This window comes from Sphingobium aquiterrae, assembly GCF_037154135.1.
In the GTDB taxonomy this organism is placed as follows: Bacteria; Pseudomonadota; Alphaproteobacteria; order Sphingomonadales; family Sphingomonadaceae; genus Sphingobium; species Sphingobium aquiterrae.
In genome coordinates, this window is the sequence record NZ_JBANFL010000017.1 from 93961 (window position 1) to 118693 (window position 24733).

The window sequence follows — 24733 nt, forward strand, 5'->3', positions numbered from 1 at the left end:
CTAGCGCGCGCCTTCGGGCCAGAGGATGACGCGCACCGTCTGGATCAGGATCAGCAGGTCGAGGAATGGCGTATAGTTCTTCGCGTAATAGAGGTCATATTCCAGCTTGTTGCGGCTGTCCTCGATCGACGCGCCATAGGGATAGTTGATCTGCGCCCAGCCGGTGATGCCCGGCTTCACCATATGCCGCTCGGCATAATAGCGCAGATGCTGGACCAGATCGTCCACGAACTGGCGCCGCTCCGGGCGCGGGCCGACAAAGCTCATCTCGCCCTTCAGCACCGTCCAGGTCTGCGGCAGCTCGTCGATGCGCAGCTTGCGCAGCCAATAGCCGAGGCGGGTGATGCGCGGATCGTCCTTTTCCGCCCATTGCGCCTGGCCGGCGACTTCCGCGTCCTGCCGCATGGTGCGCAGCTTGGTGATCCAGAATTCCTGCCCGAACAGGCCGACGCGCTGCTGGCGGTAGAAAGCCGGCCCCTTGCTGTCCATCTTCACCAATATGGCCGCCAGCGCGATCACCGGGCCGGTCAGCATCAGCAGCGCCGAACTGGCGGCGATGTCGAACAACCGCTTGCCGATGCTGGACAGGCGGCGGCTGGCAGAGAAACCGTCGGAAAAGATCAGCCAGCTGGGATTGACGCTGTCCAGGTCGACCCGACCCGTCTCCCGCTCCAGAAAGGTCGACAGGTCGTTCACATGCACGCCGGTCGTCTTGATGCGCAGCAGGTCGGCCATCGGAATGGCGTTGCGCCGTTCCTCCAGCGCCAGGATGACCTCGCTCGCGCCCAGCCGCACGACGAAATCGGACAGATTGTAGATGGCGCTGCGGTTGATCGCCTCCGGGATCAGCTGCGGCCCGTCATTCATGCCGATATAGCCGACGACAAGGAAGCCCGCCCCCTTGCGCGCCTCCAGCTGGCGGATGCGGTCGGCGCGCGGCCCGGCGCCCAGCACGATCAGCCGCCGCTTGAACGCCTCGCCGCCCAGCATGGAGCCCAGCATGATGCGCACGGCCAGCAGGAAGACGAAGGACAGCCCCATGGCGTAGAGCGAGTTGGAGCGCCACAGCGTCATCTCCGGCAGCAGGAAATGCATGACGGAAAGGAACAGCACGCCCAGCGACACCGCGACCAGCAGGCGCGCGATGGCGAAGCGGAGCGACTGCAACGCCTCCGTGCCGTAGACGCCGACCGCGATCATCGCCACCTGCAGCGCGATGGCAAAGCTCGACAGCGGCCCGATGCGGTTCATCACATAGTCCACATCCATGCCGATCTGGCGCGCGCGCAGCACCCAGCCGGCCTCGGCCGCGCACAGCAGCAGCGCGAAATCGAGCAGCCCCAGCAGCAGCACGGCATGCGGCACATAATGCTTGAAAAGGCGTATCATGGTTGGTCCACAATCCCGTCGCACGCGCGGAAAGGACGTGGTCCGGCGCGCTGTTCTTTACACAGCGATGTCAGGAAATCCGACACCCGCAGCCATCATGACGGGATTTGGCAAAGATTCTCTGAATGCCGGCGATTGCGTGCGATTTCCGGTTTCGCGCCGCGATGCGCAGGCACGGCATGATGGAGGCGGACGCTGGCAGGCGGGCGCTGATGGACGGGCGATGATGGACGGGCAATGGCCTCAACCGGCGTTGCGCCCCATCCCGTTGCGTAACGCCTCGTGCCGCAACGCCCCGCCCCGCATCTTCTCGCCGGCCCTGGCGGCGGCATCGTCACGCGCCGTCGCGCTCCGGTCCATCGACTGGGCGGCGCGTGTCCCGGCCTCATTGTCATGATAACGATCGCGGTCCGGAAACATCATCATCGCGGCAATGGCCAGCAGCACCGCGATGACGATGATCGCAAGGATGACACCGCTGGAAGAACCCCCGGCCGACAGTTCCTCATCGGGGTCGATACCGGACCGGTCCTCTTCGTCCATGCTGTGGCGCTGCGCCATCCGGCCTCTCCTCCTGGGCCGGGAATCAACGATTATGGCGCCGGAAGGTTCCGTTTCACCGCCCGGCCGCTATCGGCTCCGGCCCTTGGCCAATATGTCCAGCGCCGCCAGCGTCATCGCCTCGCTTGCCACGGGGATGACGGCGTCGGCCTGCGGTGCCCAGAAAGGACTGTGAAGCGACGGCAGGCTGGCCTCGCCCTTCGCCGCCTTCGCCATCTGCGCGGCCGGCACGCCGCCCACCCAGAAGATGAAGCTCCTGATGCTCTTGTCCGCGCGGTAGAAGCGGCCGAAATCCTCGCCGCCCATGGCCGCGGGCGCACGCACCACCTGGCTGGCGGGGAAATGCGCCTTGAACAGGGCGGCGGTCTGTTCGGCGAATTCCGGCGGATTGTAGGTCGCGGGCGTGAACTCGTCCTTCACGCTCACCACCGGCATCCGGTCCTCCGGCACCCCGGCGGCGATCGCCTCGCCCTTGGCGATGCGGGCGATGCCGTCCAGCAGCTTCCTGCGGGTCTCGTCGGAATAGCTGCGCACGGTCAGCAGCAGCGTCGCCTCGTCGGGGATGATATTATGCTTCGCGCCGCCACGGAAAGAGCCGACCGTCACCACGGCGGGGTCCTGCGGGTCCTGCTCGCGGCTGACCAGCGTCTGCAGCGCCGTCACGATCCGCGCGCCCAGCACGATCGGGTCCTTTGCCGTCTGCGGATAGGCTCCATGGCCGCCCACGCCGCGCACGAGGATGTCGACGCTGTCGACATTGGCGAGCGCATAGCCGGGCGTATAGGCGATCTTCCCCGCCTCGAAATTGGCGGCATCGTGAAAGGCCAGCGCATATTCGGGCTTGGGGAAACGGGTGAACAGCCCGTCCTCCAGCATCATCCGCGCGCCGCGCCCGGTCTCCTCGGCGGGCTGCAGGATCATGATCAGCGTGCCGGACCATGCGTCCTTCATCGACGCCAGCAGCCGCGCCGTCTCCACCCAGCTCGTCATATGGGTATCATGGCCGCAGGCGTGCATGACGCCGCTCTCGATCCCGTCATCGGTGGTCGCCCGCACCTTCGACGCAAAGGGCAGCCCGGTCTGCTCGACCACGGGCAGCCCATCCATGTCGGCGCGGATCATCAGCACCGGCCCGGCGCCGTTCTTCATCACCGCGACGACACCGGTGCCGCCCACCTTCTCCGTCACCGTGAAGCCCAGCCGCCGCGCCTCCGCCGCCAGCTTCGCCGACGTCTTCACCTCCTGCCCGCTCAGTTCCGGATTGGCATGCAGATCGCGGTAGAGCGTCATCAGTCCGGGCATGTCGCCCCTGATCCGGGCGTTGAGGCCCGCCGCTGCGGGCCCCTCCATGGGCTTGGCCGATGCCGGTGTATCGAGAAAGGACGGGCCGAAAACGGAAAGGCCAAGGACGAACGGCATGGCGGCCAGCACGGCCGGAACGGAATGGCGCATCAATATCTCCCTTGCTGCCCGGCAGCATAAGGAGAAATCCCGTCACCGCCAGAGGGATGCGGGCTGTGGAATGCGGGCAGAAGATGCGCCGGCAATCGGGCCCATGGGCGGCACCGGGCCGCCCCGCCCTCTCACCGCCAGTCGAAAGTCAGCGGCGCCTCGCGAAAGGCGAAGCGGTCGAGGTGGCTGGCGACCACCTCCTTCAGCCTGTCCAGCCCGTCCGCCTCGTCGGTGGTGACGGTGACGTTCAGGCTGTCGGGCGCGGCCACCATCGTCGCCGTGCCGATCGGCAGGGCGATGGTGCCGCGCTCGGCATCGAAGTCCGTCTCGAACTTGTGGCTCCAATGCTTGCAGAGCTGCTGCAGGTAGCGGCTGCCGCTTTTCGTCGGCACCTGTGCCGTGGCGCTTGCCATCACTTCAACCTTTCGATCTTGCTCGCCGCCTCGTCGATCAGGGCCGCGACGTCCAGCATGGTGTCGGCATCGGCGCCTTCCTTTTCAAGGCGGGTGCGCAGGGCCATGGCCAGATTCTGCATCGCACGGCGAATGGGGGCGCCATCGGTGCGCTCGCTCATCTTCGCCAGCGCCTCCAGCCGTTCCATGGCGTCGGCCAGCGTATCGCGGTTTTCCTCAAGGAAGGCGGTGCCCGCCGGCGTGATCGCGAACAGCTTGCGGCTGCCCTCGCCCGGCTGCTCGCTGATATAGCCCATGTCGGTCAGCAGCGTGAGCGTGGGGTAGATGACGCCGGGGCTGGGCGCATAGGCGCTGCCCGAAAGCGCTTCGATCTCGCGGATCAGGTCATAGCCGTGGCGGGGCTCCACCGAAATCAGGTTGAGCAGCATGAGCTTCAGCTCGTCGCCGCCGAACAGGCGCCGGCGCCCGCCCCTGCCGCCGCCAAAGGGACCATCGCGGCCGCCATGTCCGCCATGGCCGTGCCGGCCGCCGCCAAAACCATGGCGCCCGCCGGGCCCGCCCCAGCCCCGCCCCATGGGCGAGCAACCGCGCGGATCATATTGTCGAAAGAAATGCATATATACTCCTTGGTGCATCTTGTTTGACTCACGATATATCTTAAAATTGCCCAAGGTCAAGAGTTGAGATATATCTTAATGCATCTTTCGTGATCACATGAGATATGCCCGACCGCGCATCCGCCGGCAAAGCGCCCCGTGCCAGACGCAAAAAAGGGCGCCTCCGGCCAGCGGAGACGCCCTTTCCTGTTACGTACTTCCAGGAAGGCCGATGTCCAGCCTCCCGCCTGGCAGGGCCTATTCCGGCGCCTTGGCCACCGCCACCAGCGCGGGGCGCAGCAGGCGATCCTTGATCATGTAGCCGGCCTGCATTTCCTGCACGATGGTGCCCGGCGCGGCATCGGCGCTCGGCATTTCGATCATCGCCTGATGCTTGTTGGGGTCCAGCGCCTGGCCGATCGCCTCGATCCGCTCGATACCGTTCTTGCGGAACACGCTCTCCAGTTCGCGGCCGGTCGCCTCAAGGCCCGTCACCAGGCCCTTCATCTTCTCGTCCTCGCGCAGGTCGGCGGGGATGGCGGCCAGCGCACGGGTCAGATTGTCCGACACCGACAGCACATCGCGGGCAAAGGCCGTGGCGGCATAGGCGCGCGCGTCGATCAGTTCCTTTTCCAGCCGGCGGCGGACATTCTGCGTCTCCGCATGGGCATAGAGCACGTCCTGCTTGGCGGTCGCCAGCTCGTCTTCCAGGGTCGAGAGGCGGCTTTCCAGCGCGCCCAGCGCGTCTTCGGCCGCACCGGCAGCGCCGGTCGCCTCGGCCACATCCTCGGCCATCTGCGGATTTTCGATCTGTTGGTCTTCGTTCATTTCATCAATCTCGACAGGGTCTGTGCGGTGAAATCCACCATGGGGATCACGCGGGCATAGTTCAAGCGCGTCGGGCCGATCACCCCGACCACGCCGACCACGCGGCCGTCGCTCGCATGATAAGGCGCCGCTATGACCGATGAGCCCGACAAGGAAAAGAGCTTGTTTTCCGATCCGATGAAGATTTTGGTCGCGGTGCCCGCCAGCGCGCTTTCCAGCAACCGGGCGATCTCCTGCTTGCCTTCCAGCTCGTCCAGCAATTGCCGCACCCGTTCCAGGTCGGCCGCCATGCCGTCATCGATCAGATTGGCCTGTCCCCGCACGATCAGCACCGGCCGATCCTCGCTGTCGGCCGACCAGATGGCAAGGCCCCGCTCCACCAGATCGCGCGCCACGCCGTCCAGCATCTCGCGGTCGTCCACCAGCTCGCTGCGCATCCGCGCCTGCGCCTGGCGCAATGTCAGGCCGGAAAGCCGCGCCGTCATATAGTTCGCCGCTTCGTTGAGCTGGCTGGGGGTCACGCCTTCGGGCAGGTCGATCACCCGGTTTTCCACCGATCCGTCGCGCCCCACCAGCACGGCGAGCGCCTGCCCGCCATTGAGCGGCGCAAAGCTGAACTGGCGCAGCATCGGCTCCCGCTTGGGCACCATGACGATCCCCGCGCAGGCCGACAGGCCCGAAAGCGCGATCGTCGCCGCCGACAATGCCTCCTCGATCGGGCCGGCCTCCGTCAGCCTGCCCTCGATCGCGCGGCGTTCCTCCAGCGAGGGCTCCGCGGTGTGCATCATGCCGTCGACAAACAGGCGCAGACCGGTTTCCGTGGGCATCCGCCCGGCCGAGGTGTGCGGCGCAGCAAGCAGGCCCAGTTCCTCCAGATCCTGCATGACGTTGCGGATCGAGGCGGGGGACAGGTTGAGCAGCGCGAGCTTGCTGATCGTGCGCGAGCCGACCGGCAGGCCGGTGCCCAGATAATTCTCCACCACCAGGCGAAAGACATCCCGCGCCCGGTCGTTGAGTTCGCCGATGGAGGTCGTCGTCACCATGGGTCATATCCGCCTGACGGACGCTGCGGGCATGATGACCGCAAGAGCCGGGGCCATCATGGCCGGAACCGGAATGGCCGGTGCATCGCCGGAGCGCTTCCCGCAACACCATATTCCGGCGCCATGCCCCGGCACATCGAGGCGCCGGGGCATGGCATGAAAGCGTGCAGGATCGCGATCAGTCGCGATTGCCCATCAGCCGCAGCAGGAACAGGAACATATTGATGAAGTCGAGATACAGCGACAACGCGCTGTTGATCGCCCTCTTCCCTTCCCATTCCGTGCCGGCGACGACAGCATATTCAGACTTGATGCGCTGCGTGTCCCAGGCGGTGAGCCCCGCGAAGATCAGCACGCCAAGCATGCTGATCGCCAGTTCCATGCCCGTCGACTTCAGGAAGATGTTGATCACCATCGCGATCAGCAGCCCGAACACGCCCATCACCAGAAAGGCGCCCATGGCCGACAGGTTGCGCTTCGTCGTGTAGCCGAAAAGGCTGAGGCCGGCGAACGCCGCCGCCGTCGCGAAAAAGGCCTGCGCCACCGACTGCCCGGTATAGACGAGGAAGATCGCGGAAAGGCCAAGGCCGTTCACCGCCGCATAACCCCAGAAGACCGCCTGCGCGGTCCCCGTCGACATGCGCGACATGCCGAAGCTCAGCGCCATCACGAACAGGATCGGCGAGAACATGATGACATATTTCAAAATGCCCGGCGCCATCAGCACCTGCGCGGCCGGCGAATTCGCGCCGCCCCAGGAAAACAACATGGCGACAAGGCCGGTCAACAGCACGCCGCTCGCCATATAATTGTAGACCGAGAGCATGTAGCTGCGCAGGCCAGCGTCTAAACGCTCGGCCTGCGTGCCCGCTGCCGTGCCGATGCCGACCATGTTCGGCCGGGGATCAGACCAGTTCGCCATGAGAAGATATCTCCCTGACGCCGGCATGATTGCCGCCGTCCTTTCCCCCATTATCGTGCGTATGCCGCCGGCTTTCAAGGAAAAGCGGACTGGTGCGAAAAAGCGGACCGATCGCTTTCCCCCGGGCAAGGGCGCTGGCGCCATGATCCGATCGGCATGAAACGGATCATGCGCCATCCCCCTTCCGGTTTCCGCATTTTCCGCGCCGCCCGATGAAGTCATCCGGCGGGGAAAAACTCCGGGGCCATGTCGCGCCGGGCGGAAACGCCCAACGGCGCGGAAATGGCGGCACGGAAACCGCCCCGGAGCGCGCGGCGTTAAATCCGACGCGACCAGGATCGATCGCCATTCGGGTCAGGTCGAGCCGGAGCCGCGGACGACCGCAGGGCAAAAGGGTGATTGCCTAGGACGAATCGACATTCAGAAGAGGGCAGGTTGGTTACAGCCAGGACCATCGTCATCCTGAACGTGTTTCAGGATCTATCGCACCTCCTGAAGCCATCGCGCATGTGGAGGAATGGATGCTGAAACACGTTCAGCATGACGAATTGGAATAAACATAGCTCAATCATTCAAGAGAGTTGAATGTCGATTCGTCCTAGCACCGGAGCGCAGCCATTGAAGCGCGGCAGGTGACTCGTCCGACATGGGTTGAATGGCGATCGGTCCTAAAACCGGTTCCCCCGTTCCCGCACGATGTTCTAACATGTCGCGATGCACAGGCTGTTCGTCGCCATACGCCCACCCGCCGCCATCCGCGTGCAACTGCTCGGCTTGATGCAGGGCGTGGAAGGCGCGCGATGGCAGGGCGACGATCAACTGCACCTGACCCTGCGCTTCATCGGCGAGGTCGATCGTCATCGCGCCGCCGACATTGCCGATGCCCTCGCGCGGATAACCAGCCCGATGTTCACCCTTGCCCTGCATGGCGTCGGCAGCTTCGACCAGCGCGGCCGGGTGAACGCGCTGTGGGCCGGCGTGCAGCCGCATGACGAGGTCGGCCGGCTCCATCGCAGCGTCGACCGCGCCTGCGTCAACGCCGGGGTCGCGCCGGATATGCGGGCCTATCTGCCGCATATCACCCTCGCCCGCGCCAACCGCGGCACCGGCCCGCTCGACGATTTCGTCGCAGCCCATGGCGGCCTCTCCTCGCCACCGTTCGCGGTGCGGGAATTCGGCCTTTATGAAAGCATTTTGGGGAGCGAAGGCGCGGTCTATCATCTGGCCGAACGCTATCGGCTGACGGAGCGCTAGGCCATTTTCCAGCCAGGCGGCATCACCTGACGGCTCGGAAAATGCGTCACATCAAAAGCATAGAGCGGTTGACCCGATGCAATCGGATCGCAAACCGCGCCCGTGTGATGGAAACGCAGTGCATGCCATCGAAAGCGCGTCACCCTGAACGTGGTTCAGGGTCTATTCCTTCCCACATTCCGGTCCACCGGGAGGCGTAATGCGCAGCCGAATCACCCGCCTCGGCTACCCTGAAACAGGTTCAGCATGACGAACGCATTTCAGTTCCAGATGACTAGGAGCGATCGGCATTCAACGCATCCATGCCGGCAAGCCGATCGGCCAGGGCCTCCACCGCCTCGACAATATCGGCCCAGACCGTTTCGAACCCTTCGTCGGCATCGAAATAGGGATCGCGAACCCCCTGTCCTTTCCGGTCCGGCAGATAATCCAGCAACAACGTCAGTTCCGCCTGCGTGTTTCGAGGGCGCAACGCGGCAAGGTCGCGAAAATTCTGGCCGTCCAGCGCAACGACATGGGTGAAATCCAGAAAGTCGCGCGCCCGCACCTGGCGCGCGCGCAGACCGGCAATGTCGACGCCATGCCGCCGCGCGGTCGCCTGCGCCCGTGGGTCCGGCGGCTCACCGACATGCCATGATCCCGTCCCGGCGGAATCGATCTCGATCGCCAGCCCCCGGTCCGACGCGACCCGGCGCATCGCCCCTTCGGCCATGGGCGAGCGGCAGATATTGCCCAGACAGACGAACAGGATGCGGGCCGGCAGGATGCGGGCAGGCATGGCCGGCCCCATGCGACCGGCCTCCCCAGCCTCTCCCGCCTCAGAGCTGCTCATCTTGCCGCACCGCTATCCCCGATCAGCCGAGGGAGAGCACGCCACAGGCGATCCGCCCGCCGGCATTGCCCGCGGGATCGGACTTCATGTCGTCCGGCCCGGCATGGATCACCGCAGCAGCGCCATCGGCATCCAGCAACGGCGTCGCGCCGCCGGTCAGCATGCCCCCGGCAATGGTGTAGGTCAGCGTGCCGGTCCCATCGGCGCCCACGGTCATGTTGGGCATGTCGCCCATATGCATGCCCTGCGGATTCTCGCTGCCATGATGCTTGCCGGTCGGGTTCCAATGGCCGCCGGCACTGGTGAAGTCGGGCGCCACGCACATGCCGGTCGTGTGGATATGGACGGCATGCACACCCGGCGTCACGCCCAGCGCCTTCACCGTCACCTCAAGGCCATGGGTGTCCTGGGTGATCGCGACCGTGCCGCGCGGCGTCCCATCGGCGGCCAGCAGCGACGCCGTCGCGCGCGGTGCTGCGTCTTGTCCGGATGCCGTGGCACAACCGGCAAGCAGAGCCGCCGGCGCGAGCAGGGAAAGATGGACGAGCTTCGGGAATGTCATGAGGGAGGCTCCTCTGGAGAATCAGATCCGCTGGGGGAGAACGCGGCAGGCGCCGGAATGTTGCCCCCATAGGTGCCGCTTGTCACGCCCCATGTTGCAGCACACCCGAGGCCGCAGGGGATATACCGAACCACATCACCGCCCCGACATATCCACGCAAAGACAGCCGCTTGGCCCCATCTTGCCGGTCGCCCGGAACGCCCCAATCGGGCCGCCATCCTCACCTGCCAGCAGGCAATGGGCAGGAAGATCGCCCCCGTTTCGCCCATGGCCGGCAGCGCCGCGGCACATTTCCGCCACCATGCCGATCCCGGATCGGCGCTCATCCGCAGCGATCCGCGCAACCGCCCGAAAAAAAGCAGGCGCCCAAAAAGAAAAGGGCCGATCCCGAAGGACCGGCCCCATCCATTGCATCAATCCGCCTGTGTCAATCCACCGGGGATTGAAGCGAAGCTTAGTTGCCCGAACCCGGACCGTAGGTGATTTCCACGCGACGGTTCTGGAGTTCGCGGACGCCGTCGGCAGTCTCGACGCGCGGGCGGCTTTCGCCGAACGCTTCGGTCGCGATCACGCCTTCGCCGATGCCCTTGGACGTCAGGTAAGCCTTGACCGAGTCAGCGCGGCGCTGCGACAGGCCGACGTTGTACGAAGCCGAACCCGACTTGTCAGCGTGACCGGCAAGCATGACCTGCGCACCACCACAGCTGCCATAAGCCGTGATCGCATTGTCCAGGATGGTCGCGGCATCAGGCGTGATGTTCGACTTATCCCATTCGAAGAACACGATATACGGTCCCGGGGTGCATTCTGCCACCGGCGGCGGAGGCGGCGGGGGCGGAGGCGGCGGGGGAGGCGGCGGCGGCGGGGGAGGCGGCGGCGGCGGAGCAGCCGGTTCGCCGAAGTTGTAGCTCAGACCCGCCAGGATGCTGTGCGACTTCATCTTCGCGTCGACGTCACGACCGGCGCCGATCGGGCCCAGCGCATTGCTGGTCACGATACCCAGGTCAGGATGCTGGAAGTAGCGATACTTCAGCGACGCATCGAGATGGCTGGTGATCGGATAACGCACGCCAGCCAGTGCCTGCCAGGCAAAGCCGGTGTCCGAATCGTCGGTGTTCAGCGTGTAGATATAGGTGCGTGCAACGCCGACACCGCCGCCGACGAAGCCCTGAAGGCCGTCATCGGGACCGAAGTCGAGCAGGCCGTTGATCATGAAGCTGAGCGAACGGATGTTGCCGCGCGTGCTGTCGATCGCCGGGTTCACATAAGAGACCTTGTCGGTCCATGCGCGACGGAAGCCAACTTCGGACTCGAGGCGGAAGCCGCCGAAGTCGTAACCGATGACGCCATCGACGTCGAAGCCGGTGTTGTAGTTGGCAGTGGCGATCTTGTTGATGACCGTCAGATCGGTGTCTTCCACGATCATCGCGCCAGCATCGGCACCGACGTACCAGCTATTGTCGCGAGCGAAGGCCGGAGTGGCCAGCGCGGTGGTAGCAAGCGCTGCAGCGAGTGCGAGCTTCCGCATAAACTTCCCCTTTCAAAAGTGTCACGAAGGACTGCTGTAATCCTCTAGCTTCGGGAAAGTTTCATGGCAAGTACGCAAATGCCTGAATTGTTGCATAAATGCCGCAGTTGTGCGGGCTATTTCCCTTGCGCAACGGCTTGAAGCGCCCGGATGCACGACAATTTTTTCTTGCGCCGCGGTGGAACCGGTGGGCGGCGCAGCAAAGATCAACTGGCGACAAGGCCGTGCGATCGCAGCGCAGAAAGGATCTGGACAATCACGGATCGCGCCTCGGCATCCACGGTGGCGCCGCCCGCGCCGGGATCGGCGATGGCGGACGCGCGGGCACCGATGATTTTATCCCCGTTCACGTAAAAGCCGTCCGCACGCATCGCTTCGTCATCCCATCCGGCGCCGTCATGCTGCATGGCGGCGGCCCGATCCGTCACCCACAGGCGCATCCCCTCGCGACCGGCGACAAAGCGCCATCCACCGGTACTCCACATGGCGATGGCACCCTCCTGCCCCGCCCAGTCGCCGGTCGCCCCCGCAGCGACGATCCAGCATTGTCCGATCCCGGGCGACACCGGCGGCGTCGCCAGACCGGCACTGGCAACGGCCGCATGGACCAGCAGGTCGAGCCGCATCAGCGCCTCGTTATGGAAAAGCTCCTTCTGCGCCTGCCCGGCATGCAGCAGGGGCAGCAGCAGGCGGGGACTATTGTCGTCAGCCATCGATATTCTCCATGTCAGTCAAACCTTACAGGTCAGGCCATAGGTCACGCCGTCAGCGCGACGGTCGCCGCCCGGCCAATGGCGAAGGTGCCGAGCTGGCGGACGGAAAGCACCAGCGGCCCGCCAAACCCCGCCGCCGCGTCCGCCGCCGCCATGCCCGCATCATAGGTCCATTCGGCGACCGCGCTCTCGGCGGTCCGCACCACCGTCGCGCCATCGGTCACGGTGATGGCATAGCGCTCACCCTCTTCGCCCAGCGGCGCATCCACGCCATCGTTCCAGCGCCAGCCCGCACGGCTCCGCCGGGTCCAGCCGATCCTGCGCCCGCCCACGCCATCAGGGGTCACATGCAGATGCACCGGCGCCAGCGGGATCAGCGCCTCGCCGGAGATCGCCAGGCTCGCCGCCGCCGGCACAAGATCGCCGATGCCGATCGCCATCATGCTCAGCGTCGCGCCCGGATGCACGGCGCTCGCCGGCACTGCCGCCAGCCGCTCGGCGTCGATCATCAGGAAGGGTTCGCCCGCATCATGGCCCGCGCACGCCCATTCGCTCCCGCGCCGCCCGCGCAACAGCCGCGTCAGGCGGAACCGGCGCGGCCCGGTCGCCTGCACCCGGCCGAACTGCACCAGCTCGCGCCCGACCAGGCACAGGTTCGCCCCCTGCCCCAGCGCCGCATCGTCCGCCGCCATCAAAACCATGTCGTCAGCCAGCAGTTCGACATCCATGGACGAAAGATCATCGAACAGCGTCGTGGCACCATCCCCCGGCGGCGTGACGACCTGCCCCAAAGTCGCGGCCGGCGCCGTCTGCCCGGCATCCTCGGCAATGCCGCTCGCAGGCGCCACTGTGAACAGCGCCGCCCGCCGCCAGCCGGCAGACGCTCCCGCCGCCGCGGCCACGATCGTCGCAGCCACAGGCGCGGCATCATCCAGCGGCGGCAGGTCGGCCAGCAGCAGGGTCGTCGGCCCATGCACGACATCGGCCTGACTGACCGCCGATCCCGAAGACACCGGCACCGCCAGCCCCCCGCCCTGCGCCATTCGTCGCAGGTGCAACGCAACGCCGCCCGTATCCCATTCCTGCGTTTCCACCAGCCACAAGCCCGGCTCATCCTCCACCTGCACCAGCCGCCCCGCCGCATAGGGCAATGCGCTCCAGTCGCCCGTCAGGTCGATCTGCCGCCGCCCCGCCCAGTCGCGCGCCAGCCTTCGATCCGCCAGCGTCCGCGCCCGCGCCGCGCCGATCACCGCCGGCATCTCGATGCTCGCCTCGCTGCGCCCGGGGCCGGGCCGCACCGCCTTCTGGATGCCTGCCTGATAATCGCGCGCCGGATCATAATGCCGCACCGAAAGCCGCACCGGCACCGCCTCCGCCGATTGCCGCGACAGCCGCCACGCGTCCCCCACAGCGCCATTCATCCGCGCCACCAGCCTGTCGCGCCGAACCACATCGCCATCCCCCGTCCGGCGCCCGCTCAGCACCAGCCCATCCTCGCCCGGACACAGCCTCAGCCCCTCCGCCTCGACCAACGGCTGCAACGCGACACCCATGCTCTCGCCACTCGCCGCATAGCCCATCACTGCGCCGGCATCCTCGCCCGTCACCCGGCCACCGCTCAGCGCCCGCGCGATCGCGCCGATCTCCACCTCGCCATCATCGGCGATCAGCTCGAATGTCAGCGAGGGGATGCGGTTGCCGAAATCGGCCAGCGCCAAGTCCTCGAACAGCACATAGGCGATGCCGCGATGCGCCGGCGTCTGCGCGATCCCCTGCGCCGCCGCGATCAGCGGATCGAGCGGCTGATCCCCGCTCCCGTCATGAAAACGAAACGCCCCGATCTCCGATTTGAAATCCCCCGCGCTCCCCCGCAACAAATTGCCGTCCGCCCAGATCCGCCCCACCGCCATCGCCCGGCGCGCCGACAGCGCCACCGCGAAACTCGCCGCATAGCTATATTGGGTGACGCTCGGCCGCCCCTTGCCGCCGCCGCTCTTCGTCTTCGTCTCGCGCAGGTCGGTCGCCCAGATCACCGTGCCCGCCACCCGCATCGTGCCGAATATCTGCGGCACCTGGCTGCCATAGGTCGATGTCTGCACCTGCAGGTCGCTCAGCCGAGGCCCCTCGCGGCTCCCCCCGCCCAGCACCATCTGGTCGACCGAGCGCCCCAGCAAGGCGCCCAGCGCGCCACCCACCGGCCCGCCGATGGCGGTGCCCACCGCCGTCAGGATCAACGTCGCCATCGGCTATCCCTTCCCGTTCGCTTATCGCCCGTCCCGCCACCGGCCGATGATCGGCCATGGCGGCGCACCCGGCATCTCGACCACCCGGCGCAGCCCCGCATGGGCATGCACCGTGCCGCCCTCCACACAGATCATCAGGTGAAATTGCGCCGGCCCCGGCCGCACCAGCATCAGGTCGCCCGGCCGGCCCTTGCGCACCCGCCGCAACCCCGCGGCCTTCATCCAGCCCGCAAAAGTCTCCGCATCCCCGCCACGCAACCCATAGCGCCCCGGCTCAGCCCTGAGCCGCCCCGCCGCCGCCATCGCCAGCAACACCAGCCCGACACAATCCACCCCCGCCTCCGCCGACCGCCCATGCAGCCGGAACGGCACACCCACCAATTGCCGCGCCGCCGCCGCGATCCGTTCCCCCCGCCGCGCCATCATCCGGCCCCCGGATAGCGGGTGAGCAGGTCATTGCCCGGCAGATAGGGCTCGCCCTGGAAATTGATCGCATTGCCGAACCGCGCGGCACAGGTCTCGATCCGCTTGTCGCACCCCTCGGTGAGCATCGCCCGCGTCCCCGGCAGCACGGCAAAGGCCGGCGGGTCCGTCAGCGTCACCTGTCCGCCCGTCGATGCGACGATCGCCTGCGCCATCCCTGCATTCTCGCCCGTCAGCCAGCGCAAGGTGCCAAAGACATAGGGCCCCTCCACCAGCCCGCCGCCCGCAATCGCCACCTGGGCATCCTCCACCGAAACCACCGACACCATCGCTCGCCGCAGCGCCAGATCGACCCGGCACGCCCCGTCCCCCAGCGCCGCGCGACAATCGGGCGACGTCGCCGGCGCAACCGCCTCGTCCAGCACCGCCGACGGCCCGACCAGTTCGGCGGTAAAGCCATTGCCCGCCCGCTCGACCGCACCGATCGTCCCCCGCGCCAGCTCCAGCCACAGCGCGCCCGGATCGGTCCATTCGGTCAGGTGCAGCCACAAGGCCGCGCCATCCCACCGCCCCGCATCCAGATCGACATCGCTGATCGCATCGCTGCCGATCATCCCGCGCACGTCCATGCTCTCGCTGCTCGCGCTCGTCCCCCAGCGCACGGCAGAGGGCACCATGCCCGGCGCCGCGCGATAGACGAGGCCATCCACCGCAAGATCGCGATCATGGCTGGTGAGGCCAATCGTCACCCCGTCGCGCCGCGCCAGCCGCCAGCAAAAGGCCAGCGCGGCAAGCGGCTGCGCCAATATCTCTGCCGCGCTCATTCGCGGATTTCCACCAGCGGCACGGACAGCGCCTCGCCCGCCGCAAAAGTCGCCCGGCCGATCTCCAGCCGATCCTCGGCAAAGCGCACCGGCACGTCGAAGCGGAACCCCGCCGTCAGCACAGCGCCCTCGGCGGGCGCGACATCGAAGGCGATCACGCCCTTGCCGGCATGGGTCCACCCGCCAGTCCTCTCCATCCCATCCACCGCCACGCGGATGCTGCCCTCCACCGGCCGGGTGATGACCCGCTGCTGCGGCTCCGCCCCCTCGCCATAATATTTGCACAGCTGGAACTGGCTCACGGCGCCATCCCCCAATCCCAGCCGCTGATCGAGCACTCCCGGCGACAGCCCCTGCGCGCAGGAGCGGTCATCGAACGGATCGCCAAAGCGAAAGCCCCGCGCCGCCCCCCGCCGCGCCCGGAAAAACGCCACCAGTTCCGCCAGATCGGCCTCGGATCGCACCCCCGGCCCAGCGTCGAAGCTCAACCGCGCATCCGCCCACTCGCTGCTCCGCCGCTCATGCCCGGAAATCCCTTCCGCGATCCGCGTCGAAAATTGCGGCGCCACGCTCGCCTGCCCGCCGATGGACAAGGGAAAGACCACATCATCAAAGGCTTGCATGGCACCATCTCCATCCATTCTGAAACAGGTAAAGCCATCCCGCGCCACCTGCGGCAGCGCCCAGATGAAGGTCGTTGCCGTCCCGCGCGCCACCGCCGCGTCCGCCGCCTGCGCGATCCGCGCCCATTGCCCGGCATCCTCCGCCGCCAGCACGAAGCCCGCCAGATAATGCTGCTCCTCGACCGGATAACCCAGCCGCGCCGTCGCCGCCGCCACGCCCGCGCGGGTCAGCGCGGATCGCCCCTGCGTCACCCAGTCATAATCCTCCAGCTGCAGCACATCGAAGGCGGGCGCCGCCCATCCGACCGGCAGGTTCGCCCGCTTCGCCTCGGGCATTTCGGGGTTAAGGATGGTCGGCAGATAGGCGAGCAGATGCGTCACCACCCCCGGCGCCTCTTCCCGCACCGCCGCACACAGCCCCGCCGTCGATGCCGACAGGATCGCCCCCGCCGCATCCAGCAGCGCCGCCTGCGCCCCGTCCAGCGCGCCCCGCATATCGGGAATGGCCACAGGCGCGCCACCCAATGCCGCCCGCGCCGCATCGTCATACAGGCAGATGCGTCCATCGGGCATGATCCACCACCAGGGCTCACCCACCTGAAAGCGCGGCGCCAGCCCCGCCGCCACGCCGATCGCCACAAAGGCCCGCGCCACCCCCTGCAGATACGCCATCGCCCCGCCATGCGCCGGCGACAGCAATGTGGACGGCGGCTCCCACCCGGTCAGCGCCGGGTCGCCATCCGCCGCCCGCTGCTTCCACGCCTCCGGGCAATGGGTGTCCAGCAATTCATAGGAGAGCGACCAGATGACGTCGAAGCCCAGCGCCGCCGCCCGCGCCGCAAAATCCCGGTGCCACGCCGCGCAAGGCCCATTGATCGCCCCGCCCCCCGCATCCGCCAGCCATGCCCCGTCAACCCGGACCAGCCGGAAATAATGGCTCATGCCCACATAATGGTTGATCGCCCCGCGATAGCCGAGCGCCACGATCGTCCGCAGCACCCGCTCCGGCGTCTGGTTGAAACAGTCGTCATAGCCGGTCGCCATCGACAGCCCATGTTCGGGCACCATCACGTCGCCGATGCCCAGCACCGATCCCGACCCGTCGCAGGCGATGCCGGTCAGTTCCACCCATCCCTCGACCGGCGCGGCAAAGGGCGCATCCCCCGCATCATAGCCCGGCGCCACCAGCGAGATGAACATCCGGTCGACATCGCCCGCCCACAACGGATCGGCCTCCCCCGGCAGCGTGAAGCCACCCTCAAGCGCACCAAAATCCAGCACGATATCAGAATCTTCCGGGCCACCACTGGCATAGTTCCACAGCCGCACGAACCAGCTGCGCGGGCTCCCCGCCGCGTCCCGCCCCTCGATCGTCAGCGTCGGTCCATGCACGACATCCAGCGCCTTCACCCCCGCACTCCGCCAATGAAAGCGCAATGTGCAGGCCCGAAAATCCCGCCGCGTGTCATAAGCGAGCAGAACATGGTCGATCCGGTCCTCCGCCTCCCAGATCAGCCCCGCCAGATCGCCCGATCCGCAGAACATCGCATCCACCCGCAACGCATCGGGCGCGCTCGTCGTCACCGCCGCCATCATCGGCCGTGGAAAATTCACGGTCCAGAAAGGCGGGGAAAAGCGCTTGACCACGCCCGCCTCCTGCCCCTGCCGTTCCCCGGCAAGCCAGAACCCCATCGCCCGCCCTCCTGTCACTGATTGATCGCGCCGCGCACCGCCCGCGCCACCTGCCGCGCGCTGCGCGCCAGCGCCTGCGGCGCATCGCCGCCCGCCGCGTTCACGGTGATGTTCACCCGCACGTCGCGCCCGCCGCTTCCACCCTGCCCGGCTTCCACCCGCCCGCTGCTCGTCGGCACGAACATCTCCGGCCCCCGCTCGCCGACCAGATAGGCCCGCCCCGGCGCCACCGGCCCGCCCGTCGCCCGCCCCGGCAGGCCCAGCGCCGCGCCCAGCAGCCCCACGCCCAGCCCCAGCAAGCCACCCGATCCTCCACCACCAATCGCGCCGACACCGGACCGCACCGCCGACGCCGCAATCTCGTCCAGCACGCCCAGCGCCACGCGCCGCAAATCCTCGAAACCAAAGCGCCCCGTCCGCACCGCGCGCAGCAGCCCGGTCTCGATCGCCCGCCCGGCCCGGTCCGCCCCCGCCGCCAGCGGCCCTTCCAGCCCGTCGCGCATCGTCGCCACGTCGCGCGCAAAGCCCTGGGTATCGGCACGCACGCGCACCACCAGGCTGTCGATTTCCTCATCCATCGGGAAACATCTCCTTCAACCGCGCGATCTGGCCGGAATCGGGCGGCACGCCCGCCCCGTCCCCACCCCGCGCCACCGCCCATATCGCCGCCAGCTCATCGGGCGTCGCCGCCCAGAAGTCGCCCGGCCGCCACCCCAGCAGCCACGCCGCCATGCCCGAAAGCCGCCCCGCCGCCTGCGCAAAGCCGCCCGCCAGCACCTTCAGCGTCCCGCCAATATCTGCCGCAGGATCGTCCCCAGCACCGGCGTCGCCGCCGCAAGTCCCCCGCGCAGCATCGCCTCGCCCAGCGCCTCCCGCGTCATCCCCTCGGGCGGATCGACGATGCAGTGCCAGAACAGCCCCACCATCTCCGCCAGGGTCAGCCCGCCCGCCGCCGCCCGCTCCACCAGCGCGAACAGCGATCCCAATTCCCCCTCCGCCGCTACCAGCGCGGCAAAGCTCGGCCGCAGGCGCAATGCCGCGCCATCCACCACCAGCGCCGCCTCCCCGCGCGCAACATTCACCCCGCTCACAGGCTCACCACCGGCCCGGAGCTTTCCAGGTTCATCGTGTAACTGCGCTCGCCATTATGATCCCCGGCATAGTCCAGCCGCGTCACCAGAAAGCGCCCGCGCATCCGCTCCCCGCTCTCGAAGCTCAGCTCATAATCCTCGATCGTCCCGGCCAGCGCATGGCCGCGCACCCGCAATTCCGCCGCCGACCCGGTAAAAAGCCCCGCCGCCGACACGCTCACCGACCTGATGCCCGCCCCCGACAGCAGTTCACGCCACCCGCCGCTGTCCTTGCTCGTCACATTGACGGCCTCGCCGCCCACCGACATCTGCGTCGTCCGCATCCCCGCCACGGTTTCGTAGCTCACCGGACTGCCGCCATTCCCGACCTTCAGCAGGAACGCGCTACCCTTCTCGATTGCCATCGCCATTCTCCCAAATTGTCAAAGCGCCCGCAGCATCCGCAGCCGGTAATCCAGCGTCGCGCTCCACCCGCCGCCATCGCGCTCGGCCGCGCTCCGCCGCACCGCGCGGGATCGCAGGAAGACGATGCTCCCCACCTCCCACCCCGCCATGGCGCCAATGCCGCGCACCGCCGCATCCGCCATCGCCATCATCTCGCCCAGCCGCCCGCTGCCCTCGGCCCGGTCGAACAGGCTCAGCCCCACGCGGACCTCCCATCCGTCGGCATCCTTGGTGCCCCACTCGCTGCCGATAGCCTCGCCCACCACCGCATAAGGGGCACTCGCCTGCACCGGCGCGCCGTCATGCACGCCGTTCAGCACCGCCATCAGCCCGCCATGGTCCCGCAGCGCCGCCAGCACCGCCCCACGCGCCGCGATCTCCGCGCTCATATCCCGTCCTCCTGCATCCAGAGCGCCGGATTACGCAGCCACGGATCACGCGCCCGCCGCGCCATCAGCCCCACGCCGGAAAGGATCACCGCATCCCCCTCCACCCGCGCACCGACGCCTGGCATCTGCGCCATGACCGCCGCCGCCATCGCCACCCGCCGCGCGGCAGCCCGCGCCTCCGCCGCCGCGCGCCCGCGCGCCTCCAGCCCCGCCATCCTCATGCCAGCCGCATCCTGCGCCAGGGCCGCCACAGCGCCGTCACCGCAGCCGGCGGCTGGTCGCCCTCCGCCCCACCGCGCCGCAGATACTGGTCGCCCGCCAACCGGATCACCCCCTGCCGCAACGCCTCGGGCAGCGCCTCGCCCGTCTCGCCGATCCCCGCCAGATAGCGCACCGCCACCCGCCCGATTCCCGGCACGCCACGCACCCGCACCCAGCCATCGCCGGAGGCATCGATATCCACCGCATGGCTCTCCACCGGCAACGCCATCTCGGCCCCCGCCGCATCGATCCCCATGACGGACAGGATCGCCCGCACCGGCCGCGCTTCCAGCCGCCGCCATTCCCCGGAAACCGCAACCGTCTCGCGCGCCTCCCGGATCATCAGCCACTGCCCCAGAAACTGCTCGCACAGCGCCACCGCACCCCGCACCAGCCCGACCAGCAGTGCATCGTCCCCCGCCGTCTCGATCCGCAAATAGGCTTTCACCGCGTCCAGAGGCACGGCCTCGCCCTCCGGCTCCTGTTCTTCCACCGCCATCCGCCGCTCCCGCCCATCCTGAATGCCATGTAAAAAAGCCGGGCGGCTCAGCGTGCCGCCCGGCTTCGTGGGTCGTTCGTCATCTGGAATGAAGTTCGTCACATAGAGTCGTCATGCTGAACTTGTTTCAGCATCCATTTCGCCTCCGGGTGGCCCGGAATGTGGAGAGAAATAGGCCCTGAACCAAGTTCAGGGTGACGAGTTAGCTTTATGGAACGAACTTCATCCCCATCATCAGCTCGCGGCGAATTTCATCAGCTTGATCGCCTCGCTGTTCGCCACCGCGCCGCCCACGCGCTTCACCGCATAGAAATGCACGAACGGCTTGTTGCTGAAGGGATCGCGCAGGATGCTCGTCTCGTTGCGCTCGGCGATCACATAGCCGGCGGCGAAATTGCCGAAAGCGATGGACAGGCTGTCCGCCGCCACATCCGGCATCGCCTCGGCCTCCACCACCGGATAGCCCAGCAGCGTGTCGGGCTGCCCGACGCTAAGCGACGCCTGCCACAGGAACGCGCCGTCGCTCGTCTTGAACTTGCGGATGCGCGCCAAGGTCGCCGCATTCATCACGAACACCGCCCCCTGCCGATAGGGCGCCTTCAACGACTGCACCAGGTCGATCAGCCGATCCTGCGGGCTCGACGCCGCAAAGCCGCCCGCCGCGCCCGACGCCACATATTGCAGCGAACCGAACGCCCGCACCGCGTCCGCCTCCGCCGTGGTCGTATAGGTCAGGAAGCCCTTGGGCTTGTTCGTCCCATTGCCGCTGACGAACGCCGTCCCTTCCGCCACCGCGAATTCGCGCGCGATCTCCCCGGCCAGCCAGCCTTCGACATCGAACTGCGCATCGTCCAGCATCGCCTGGCTCGCCGCCGGATTGGCGTACAACTCACCCGAAGGCGGGGCGATCTCGTTGAAGGTCGGCGTCCCCGTCTCGGCCCGCGCCCCCGTCTCGCTCGCCCAGCCGGACACGACGCCGCCGCTCGTCACCAGCTTGCGATAACCCGCGCTCCCCGTCTTCACCACATTGGCGACCGACCGGATCGGCGAAGCGCCCTTCAGCGCCGCATCGATCATCTGGTCGATCTCGCGCGGCACCGCATAGCCGCCAGCAGCCCCGGTGGCGCCGGAAAAGCTCTTCAGCTCCACCCCCGCTTCCAGCCCCTGCCGCAGATAACGGTCGACAAAGGCCGTCCGCATCGGATCGATCCCCACCCCCTTCACGCCATCCAACGCCGGGCGCAGCACCGCGCGCCGGGCATCCTCCACCTGGCCTTTCAACACGCCCAAGTCCGCCTCCAGCGCCGCCACCCGCTCTTCCTGCAAAATCGCGTCAAAACGCGCCTCCAGTCCCTCGGCCTTCACTTCGATCATGCCTGTCTCCCACATGAAAAAAGGCGGCCCAAATGGACCGCCCACACCAAAATCCTGAAATGCCCGTCCCCGTGTTCCTGCGCAGGCAGGAACCCAGAGTTCAGGCGCCCCCCCCTCGCGCACTGGGCACCTACCCACGCAGGCGCACAAGACGGCTTCCATCCCGCAAGGCCAAAGGTTAACCCAATGTCATGCCCCCGCTCACCCTCGCCACAGACGGCGCCCAACACATCCCCGCCGCGCTCGATAACGACGCCATCTCAAAGCTCCTCGCCACCCTGAAACCAATCGACACCGGCAAGCCCGGTATCCGCATCACCCGCTATCCCGCGCTACGCCCGATGCTGGAGGCAAGCGGCATCATCGGCCGCCACGCCGCCGCGCATCTCGGCGCAACCACACACCCCGTCCGCTGCCTGCTGTTCGACAAATCCGCGCACAACAACTGGTCGCTCGCCTGGCATCAGGATCGCACCATCGCCGTCCAGTCGCGCATCGACACTCCCGGCTTCGGTCCATGGACTGTCAAGGACGGCATCCCCCATGTCGCCCCGCCGCAAGCCCTGCTCGACTGCATGGTCACACTGCGCATCCATTTCGATCCGGTAAGCATGGACAACGCCCCGCTGCTCATCGCCCCCAGCTCTCACCGCCAAGGCCGCGTGCCCGAAACGGACATCCCCGATCTCGTCACACAATGCGGCACCCACGCCTGCCTCGCCGCCGCGGGAGACATCTGGGCCTATGCCACGCCCATCCTCCACGCCTCCGAAGCCGCCAGCTACCCCACCCGCCGCCGCGTCCTCCAGATCGACTATAGCGCCGACACGCTGCCCAACGGACTGAGCTGGATGGGGATTTAGGCAGTGGACGTGTAGACAGTGGGCGGATGGTCCGGGTGGAGAGGCGACATTCCCCCCTTTCGTCATCCCGGACCTGATCCGGGATCCAGGAGCGCAGGCGCCGGAACATCCACGCAACTTTGCGCCAATGAATCCTGACTTCCGTCAGAATGACGGAAAAGGAAATGGCCGCTATGAGAGCGCGCTGCGTTTAGTCAGACTCAAGTCACGCGCTCTCTTCTTTTGTTGTCACATCGTTTCTTGCGGAAAACCGGTTCCCACTTTTCCACACGATGCTCTAATCGCCCCCAGCCCTCCCACCCTATAAATCCGCGCTATCCTCCACCGCCTCCACCCGCGCCAATGGCTGCATCGGCGCGCTCACCAAACTCACCTCCAGCAAATCCAACGCCACCAGTTCCCGTGGCGCCGTACCCCGCGCCTCCCGCACCCGATAGCCGAAGGACAGCCCATCCAGCCGCCGCGCCCGCAGCGCCGCAATCGCGTCCCGCCCCGCCGCCGTCCGCGCGGAAATCCGCCCGATCACCCTCAGGCCCCGCACATCCTCCGCCATCCGCTCGATCATCCCGATCGGCGCCTCGGGCCGATGCTGCCACAGCAATGGCACCGCCCGCCCGGCGATCCCAACAAAGGCCCCCCTGCGCACAACGTCCCCGCCCCGGTCCACCCGGTCGAAGATCGCCGCATAACCGGCAAAGCGCACCGCCCCGCCCCCGCCGCTCACCCGCGCACCAGGTCGAACAGCCCCAGCTTCACCGCCATGCCGATCAGCAGCAGCGCCAGCACGCCGCGCACCAGCCAGCCGATCGCCGCCGTCCGCGCGCTCTTCTTCGCGTCGCGCCAGGCGCGCAGCAGCTCGCGCAGTTCCTTCACATCGTCCGCCGCCCCGCGATCCGAAAGCCCCACCCGCTCCAGCGCCCGGCCCGCGCCCGCCTCGCTCGCCTCCTCCACCAGCGCGCGGATCATCACCAGGTCCGCGCCATCGCCCTCCGCCTGCGCCACCAGCCGCGCCAGCATCTCGCCATCACCCATCGCGCTCATGCCATCCTCCCGCTCTCCACCGCCGCAATCCCCAGCAGCGCCCGCTTCTCGTCCGCGCTCAGGAAATCCGCCGCGCTCACCCGCTCCCACAACGCCAGCCGCTCCTCGGCCAGTTCGGGGATCGCCTCCCGATCCACGCACAGGCTCACCCCCGGCAGCCAGTCCGCCAGCCCCTGCACGATCCCGCCCAAGATCCGCTCCGCCAGCGGCAGCACCGTCTGCCGCCACAGCGCCCGATTGGCCTCGCGATAATTGGCATAGCTATTGTCGCCCGGCAGCCCCATCAGCATCGGCGGCACGCCGAAAGCCAGCGCAATCTCCCGCGCCGCCGCCGCCTTCAGCCCCACGAAATCCATGTCGGCCGGCGTCAAACTCAGCGCCTGCCATTTGAGGCCGCCCTCCAGCAGCATCGGCCGCCCGGCATTGTCGGCACCCTGGAAAGCCGCCTCCATCTCCTCCTTCAGCCGCGCATATTGATCGGGTGAAAGCGCCGCGCCGTCGCCGCCCGGATCATAGACCAGCGCCCCCGAAGGCCGCGCCGCATTGTCCAGCAACGCCTTGTTCCATACCGTCGCCAATGTGGTGACGGTTTTACACGGTTTTCTAACGCTGTGTTTTTAGGACAGTCCCATGATGGCAAAGCAGGATCACCAATTCCCTAACCCCAAGCCCGCCTACCTCTACGCGCGCTTCTCGTCCCTTCGTCAAAAAGAGGGGCACAGCATCGAGCGGCAGCTTACCTATGGGCGCGCGTTTATTGAGCAGCAGGGTTGGACCTTGGCTGCGGAATTCAAGGATTGTGGATCGGCGTGCAAAAAGGACCCCGTTAGCGGGGTGATCGGCGTCTAAAAGGGACCCCTCATTTCGATGGTT

At 67.3% G+C, this 24733-nt stretch carries 29 protein-coding genes and 1 pseudogene; 3 read left to right on the plus strand and 27 right to left on the minus strand.

Going from position 1 to position 24733, the window contains the following annotated elements; all coding sequences use genetic code 11:
- From WFP78_RS17680 to WFP78_RS17715, 8 genes are all read right to left on the minus strand, one after another.
- The gene (locus WFP78_RS17680) at positions 1-1389 is read right to left on the minus strand and encodes a TIGR03013 family XrtA/PEP-CTERM system glycosyltransferase (RefSeq protein WP_336965376.1); all 1389 of its coding nucleotides are present in this window, start codon (positions 1387-1389) and stop codon (positions 1-3) included.
- Between the two features lie 243 nt (positions 1390-1632).
- The gene (locus WFP78_RS17685) at positions 1633-1950 is read right to left on the minus strand and encodes a hypothetical protein (protein WP_336965379.1); all 318 of its coding nucleotides are present in this window, start codon (positions 1948-1950) and stop codon (positions 1633-1635) included.
- Between the two features lie 69 nt (positions 1951-2019).
- Positions 2020-3300: an amidohydrolase gene (locus WFP78_RS17690; RefSeq protein WP_419722996.1), complete on the minus strand. Its 1281-nt coding sequence runs from the start codon at positions 3298-3300 to the stop codon at positions 2020-2022.
- Positions 3301-3533: 233 nt separating this feature from the next.
- Positions 3534-3815, minus strand: coding sequence for a DUF2218 domain-containing protein (locus WFP78_RS17695; protein ID WP_336965384.1), 282 nt, complete (start codon positions 3813-3815; stop codon positions 3534-3536).
- Positions 3815-4432: a PadR family transcriptional regulator gene (locus WFP78_RS17700; protein WP_336965387.1), complete on the minus strand. Its 618-nt coding sequence runs from the start codon at positions 4430-4432 to the stop codon at positions 3815-3817. The genes WFP78_RS17695 and WFP78_RS17700 overlap by 1 nt, the downstream gene beginning before the upstream one ends.
- A gap of 237 nt (positions 4433-4669) precedes the next feature.
- Positions 4670-5239, minus strand: a complete 570-nt coding sequence (gene grpE, locus WFP78_RS17705; RefSeq protein WP_336965390.1) for a nucleotide exchange factor GrpE — start codon at positions 5237-5239, stop codon at positions 4670-4672.
- On the minus strand, positions 5236-6282 hold the full coding sequence (hrcA, locus tag WFP78_RS17710; protein WP_336965393.1) for a heat-inducible transcriptional repressor HrcA: 1047 nt from the start codon (positions 6280-6282) through the stop codon (positions 5236-5238). The genes grpE and hrcA overlap by 4 nt, the downstream gene beginning before the upstream one ends.
- Before the next feature lie 178 nt (positions 6283-6460).
- On the minus strand, positions 6461-7204 hold the full coding sequence (locus tag WFP78_RS17715; RefSeq protein ID WP_336965395.1) for a Bax inhibitor-1/YccA family protein: 744 nt from the start codon (positions 7202-7204) through the stop codon (positions 6461-6463).
- A 714-nt stretch (positions 7205-7918) separates the two neighbouring features.
- On the opposite strand from WFP78_RS17715, the gene thpR reads away from it, so the two are divergent.
- A complete protein-coding gene (gene thpR, locus WFP78_RS17720; RefSeq protein WP_336965397.1) occupies positions 7919-8458 on the plus strand; it encodes an RNA 2',3'-cyclic phosphodiesterase in 540 nt (179 codons plus the stop codon).
- Positions 8459-8732: 274 nt separating this feature from the next.
- On the opposite strand, the gene WFP78_RS17725 is transcribed toward thpR, so the two are convergent.
- The 16 genes from WFP78_RS17725 to WFP78_RS17800 form a co-directional block, all read right to left on the minus strand.
- A complete protein-coding gene (locus WFP78_RS17725; protein ID WP_336965400.1) occupies positions 8733-9236 on the minus strand; it encodes a low molecular weight protein-tyrosine-phosphatase in 504 nt (167 codons plus the stop codon).
- A 76-nt stretch (positions 9237-9312) separates the two neighbouring features.
- Positions 9313-9852: a superoxide dismutase family protein gene (locus WFP78_RS17730; protein ID WP_336965402.1), complete on the minus strand. Its 540-nt coding sequence runs from the start codon at positions 9850-9852 to the stop codon at positions 9313-9315.
- Positions 9853-10306: 454 nt separating this feature from the next.
- Complete coding sequence (locus WFP78_RS17735; RefSeq protein ID WP_336965404.1) at positions 10307-11380, minus strand: OmpA family protein; 1074 nt, start codon at positions 11378-11380, stop codon at positions 10307-10309.
- A 206-nt stretch (positions 11381-11586) separates the two neighbouring features.
- On the minus strand, positions 11587-12093 hold the full coding sequence (locus WFP78_RS17740) for a DUF2793 domain-containing protein (RefSeq protein WP_336965406.1): 507 nt from the start codon (positions 12091-12093) through the stop codon (positions 11587-11589).
- A gap of 44 nt (positions 12094-12137) precedes the next feature.
- Positions 12138-14336: a phage tail protein gene (locus WFP78_RS17745; RefSeq protein WP_336965409.1), complete on the minus strand. Its 2199-nt coding sequence runs from the start codon at positions 14334-14336 to the stop codon at positions 12138-12140.
- Positions 14337-14357: 21 nt separating this feature from the next.
- Entirely contained in the window at positions 14358-14762 is a 405-nt protein-coding gene (locus tag WFP78_RS17750; RefSeq protein WP_336965411.1) for an NlpC/P60 family protein, read from the minus strand.
- A complete protein-coding gene (locus WFP78_RS17755) occupies positions 14759-15583 on the minus strand; it encodes a DUF2163 domain-containing protein (RefSeq protein ID WP_336965414.1) in 825 nt (274 codons plus the stop codon). The genes WFP78_RS17750 and WFP78_RS17755 overlap by 4 nt, the downstream gene beginning before the upstream one ends.
- On the minus strand, positions 15580-17898 hold the full coding sequence (locus tag WFP78_RS17760; RefSeq protein ID WP_336965416.1) for a DUF2460 domain-containing protein: 2319 nt from the start codon (positions 17896-17898) through the stop codon (positions 15580-15582). The genes WFP78_RS17755 and WFP78_RS17760 overlap by 4 nt, the downstream gene beginning before the upstream one ends.
- Positions 17899-17912: 14 nt before the next feature.
- Positions 17913-18476: a tail tape measure protein gene (locus tag WFP78_RS17765; protein WP_336965418.1), complete on the minus strand. Its 564-nt coding sequence runs from the start codon at positions 18474-18476 to the stop codon at positions 17913-17915.
- Entirely contained in the window at positions 18469-18675 is a 207-nt protein-coding gene (locus WFP78_RS17770; RefSeq protein WP_419722995.1) for a phage tail assembly chaperone, read from the minus strand. Before WFP78_RS17770 ends, WFP78_RS17765 begins: the two co-directional genes overlap by 8 nt.
- A gap of 2 nt (positions 18676-18677) precedes the next feature.
- Positions 18678-18989 (minus strand): gene transfer agent family protein, encoded by a 312-nt coding sequence (locus tag WFP78_RS17775; protein ID WP_336965421.1) that lies wholly within the window; start codon positions 18987-18989, stop codon positions 18678-18680.
- Positions 18986-19393: a phage tail protein gene (locus tag WFP78_RS17780; RefSeq protein WP_336965423.1), complete on the minus strand. Its 408-nt coding sequence runs from the start codon at positions 19391-19393 to the stop codon at positions 18986-18988. Before WFP78_RS17780 ends, WFP78_RS17775 begins: the two co-directional genes overlap by 4 nt.
- An 18-nt stretch (positions 19394-19411) precedes the next feature.
- On the minus strand, positions 19412-19822 hold the full coding sequence (locus tag WFP78_RS17785; RefSeq protein ID WP_336965426.1) for a DUF3168 domain-containing protein: 411 nt from the start codon (positions 19820-19822) through the stop codon (positions 19412-19414).
- Positions 19819-20043: a hypothetical protein gene (locus WFP78_RS17790; RefSeq protein WP_336965427.1), complete on the minus strand. Its 225-nt coding sequence runs from the start codon at positions 20041-20043 to the stop codon at positions 19819-19821. The genes WFP78_RS17785 and WFP78_RS17790 overlap by 4 nt, the downstream gene beginning before the upstream one ends.
- Positions 20040-20684, minus strand: coding sequence for a head-tail connector protein (locus tag WFP78_RS17795; protein ID WP_336965429.1), 645 nt, complete (start codon positions 20682-20684; stop codon positions 20040-20042). The genes WFP78_RS17790 and WFP78_RS17795 overlap by 4 nt, the downstream gene beginning before the upstream one ends.
- A 132-nt stretch (positions 20685-20816) precedes the next feature.
- Positions 20817-21956 (minus strand): phage major capsid protein, encoded by a 1140-nt coding sequence (locus tag WFP78_RS17800; protein ID WP_336965431.1) that lies wholly within the window; start codon positions 21954-21956, stop codon positions 20817-20819.
- 191 nt (positions 21957-22147) lie between these two features.
- On the opposite strand from WFP78_RS17800, the gene WFP78_RS17805 reads away from it, so the two are divergent.
- Positions 22148-22819, plus strand: coding sequence for a phytanoyl-CoA dioxygenase family protein (locus WFP78_RS17805; protein WP_336965433.1), 672 nt, complete (start codon positions 22148-22150; stop codon positions 22817-22819).
- 301 nt (positions 22820-23120) lie between these two features.
- Here WFP78_RS17805 and WFP78_RS17810 read toward each other — a convergent pair whose 3' ends face one another.
- The 3 genes and pseudogenes from WFP78_RS17810 to WFP78_RS17820 all read right to left on the minus strand — a co-directional run.
- Positions 23121-23543: an HK97 family phage prohead protease gene (locus tag WFP78_RS17810; RefSeq protein WP_336965435.1), complete on the minus strand. Its 423-nt coding sequence runs from the start codon at positions 23541-23543 to the stop codon at positions 23121-23123.
- Positions 23540-23851, minus strand: coding sequence for a DUF6127 family protein (locus WFP78_RS17815; RefSeq protein ID WP_336965441.1), 312 nt, complete (start codon positions 23849-23851; stop codon positions 23540-23542). Before WFP78_RS17815 ends, WFP78_RS17810 begins: the two co-directional genes overlap by 4 nt.
- A gap of 5 nt (positions 23852-23856) precedes the next feature.
- Positions 23857-24435: pseudogene (locus tag WFP78_RS17820) on the minus strand (phage portal protein); the annotation flags it as partial.
- Between the two features lie 55 nt (positions 24436-24490).
- Between WFP78_RS17820 and WFP78_RS17825 the strand changes: the two are divergent.
- Complete coding sequence (locus WFP78_RS17825; RefSeq protein WP_336965437.1) at positions 24491-24709, plus strand: recombinase family protein; 219 nt, start codon at positions 24491-24493, stop codon at positions 24707-24709.
- The last annotated feature ends 24 nt before the right edge of the window (positions 24710-24733 follow it).

Bases quoted from the DNA above. Each gene is read 5' to 3' on its own strand.
- WFP78_RS17680 (WP_336965376.1), bottom strand. From the start codon at position 1,389: ATGATACGCCTTTTCAAGCATTATGTGCCGCATGCCGTGCTGCTGCTG.
- WFP78_RS17685 (WP_336965379.1), bottom strand. From the start codon at position 1,950: ATGGCGCAGCGCCACAGCATGGACGAAGAGGACCGGTCCGGTATCGAC.
- WFP78_RS17690 (WP_419722996.1), bottom strand. From the start codon at position 3,300: ATGGAGGGGCCCGCAGCGGCGGGCCTCAACGCCCGGATCAGGGGCGAC.
- WFP78_RS17695 (WP_336965384.1), bottom strand. From the start codon at position 3,815: ATGGCAAGCGCCACGGCACAGGTGCCGACGAAAAGCGGCAGCCGCTAC.
- WFP78_RS17700 (WP_336965387.1), bottom strand. From the start codon at position 4,432: ATGCATTTCTTTCGACAATATGATCCGCGCGGTTGCTCGCCCATGGGG.
- grpE (WP_336965390.1), bottom strand. From the start codon at position 5,239: ATGAACGAAGACCAACAGATCGAAAATCCGCAGATGGCCGAGGATGTG.
- hrcA (WP_336965393.1), bottom strand. From the start codon at position 6,282: ATGGTGACGACGACCTCCATCGGCGAACTCAACGACCGGGCGCGGGAT.
- WFP78_RS17715 (WP_336965395.1), bottom strand. From the start codon at position 7,204: ATGGCGAACTGGTCTGATCCCCGGCCGAACATGGTCGGCATCGGCACG.
- thpR (WP_336965397.1), top strand. From the start codon at position 7,919: ATGCACAGGCTGTTCGTCGCCATACGCCCACCCGCCGCCATCCGCGTG.
- WFP78_RS17725 (WP_336965400.1), bottom strand. From the start codon at position 9,236: ATGCCTGCCCGCATCCTGCCGGCCCGCATCCTGTTCGTCTGTCTGGGC.
- WFP78_RS17730 (WP_336965402.1), bottom strand. From the start codon at position 9,852: ATGACATTCCCGAAGCTCGTCCATCTTTCCCTGCTCGCGCCGGCGGCT.
- WFP78_RS17735 (WP_336965404.1), bottom strand. From the start codon at position 11,380: ATGCGGAAGCTCGCACTCGCTGCAGCGCTTGCTACCACCGCGCTGGCC.
- WFP78_RS17740 (WP_336965406.1), bottom strand. From the start codon at position 12,093: ATGGCTGACGACAATAGTCCCCGCCTGCTGCTGCCCCTGCTGCATGCC.
- WFP78_RS17745 (WP_336965409.1), bottom strand. From the start codon at position 14,336: ATGGCGACGTTGATCCTGACGGCGGTGGGCACCGCCATCGGCGGGCCG.
- WFP78_RS17750 (WP_336965411.1), bottom strand. From the start codon at position 14,762: ATGATGGCGCGGCGGGGGGAACGGATCGCGGCGGCGGCGCGGCAATTG.
- WFP78_RS17755 (WP_336965414.1), bottom strand. From the start codon at position 15,583: ATGAGCGCGGCAGAGATATTGGCGCAGCCGCTTGCCGCGCTGGCCTTT.
- WFP78_RS17760 (WP_336965416.1), bottom strand. From the start codon at position 17,898: ATGGGGTTCTGGCTTGCCGGGGAACGGCAGGGGCAGGAGGCGGGCGTG.
- WFP78_RS17765 (WP_336965418.1), bottom strand. From the start codon at position 18,476: ATGGATGAGGAAATCGACAGCCTGGTGGTGCGCGTGCGTGCCGATACC.
- WFP78_RS17780 (WP_336965423.1), bottom strand. From the start codon at position 19,393: ATGGCAATCGAGAAGGGTAGCGCGTTCCTGCTGAAGGTCGGGAATGGC.
- WFP78_RS17785 (WP_336965426.1), bottom strand. From the start codon at position 19,822: ATGAGCGCGGAGATCGCGGCGCGTGGGGCGGTGCTGGCGGCGCTGCGG.
- WFP78_RS17790 (WP_336965427.1), bottom strand. From the start codon at position 20,043: ATGAGGATGGCGGGGCTGGAGGCGCGCGGGCGCGCGGCGGCGGAGGCG.
- WFP78_RS17800 (WP_336965431.1), bottom strand. From the start codon at position 21,956: ATGATCGAAGTGAAGGCCGAGGGACTGGAGGCGCGTTTTGACGCGATT.
- WFP78_RS17805 (WP_336965433.1), top strand. From the start codon at position 22,148: ATGCCCCCGCTCACCCTCGCCACAGACGGCGCCCAACACATCCCCGCC.
- WFP78_RS17815 (WP_336965441.1), bottom strand. From the start codon at position 23,851: ATGGGTGATGGCGAGATGCTGGCGCGGCTGGTGGCGCAGGCGGAGGGC.
- WFP78_RS17825 (WP_336965437.1), top strand. From the start codon at position 24,491: ATGATGGCAAAGCAGGATCACCAATTCCCTAACCCCAAGCCCGCCTAC.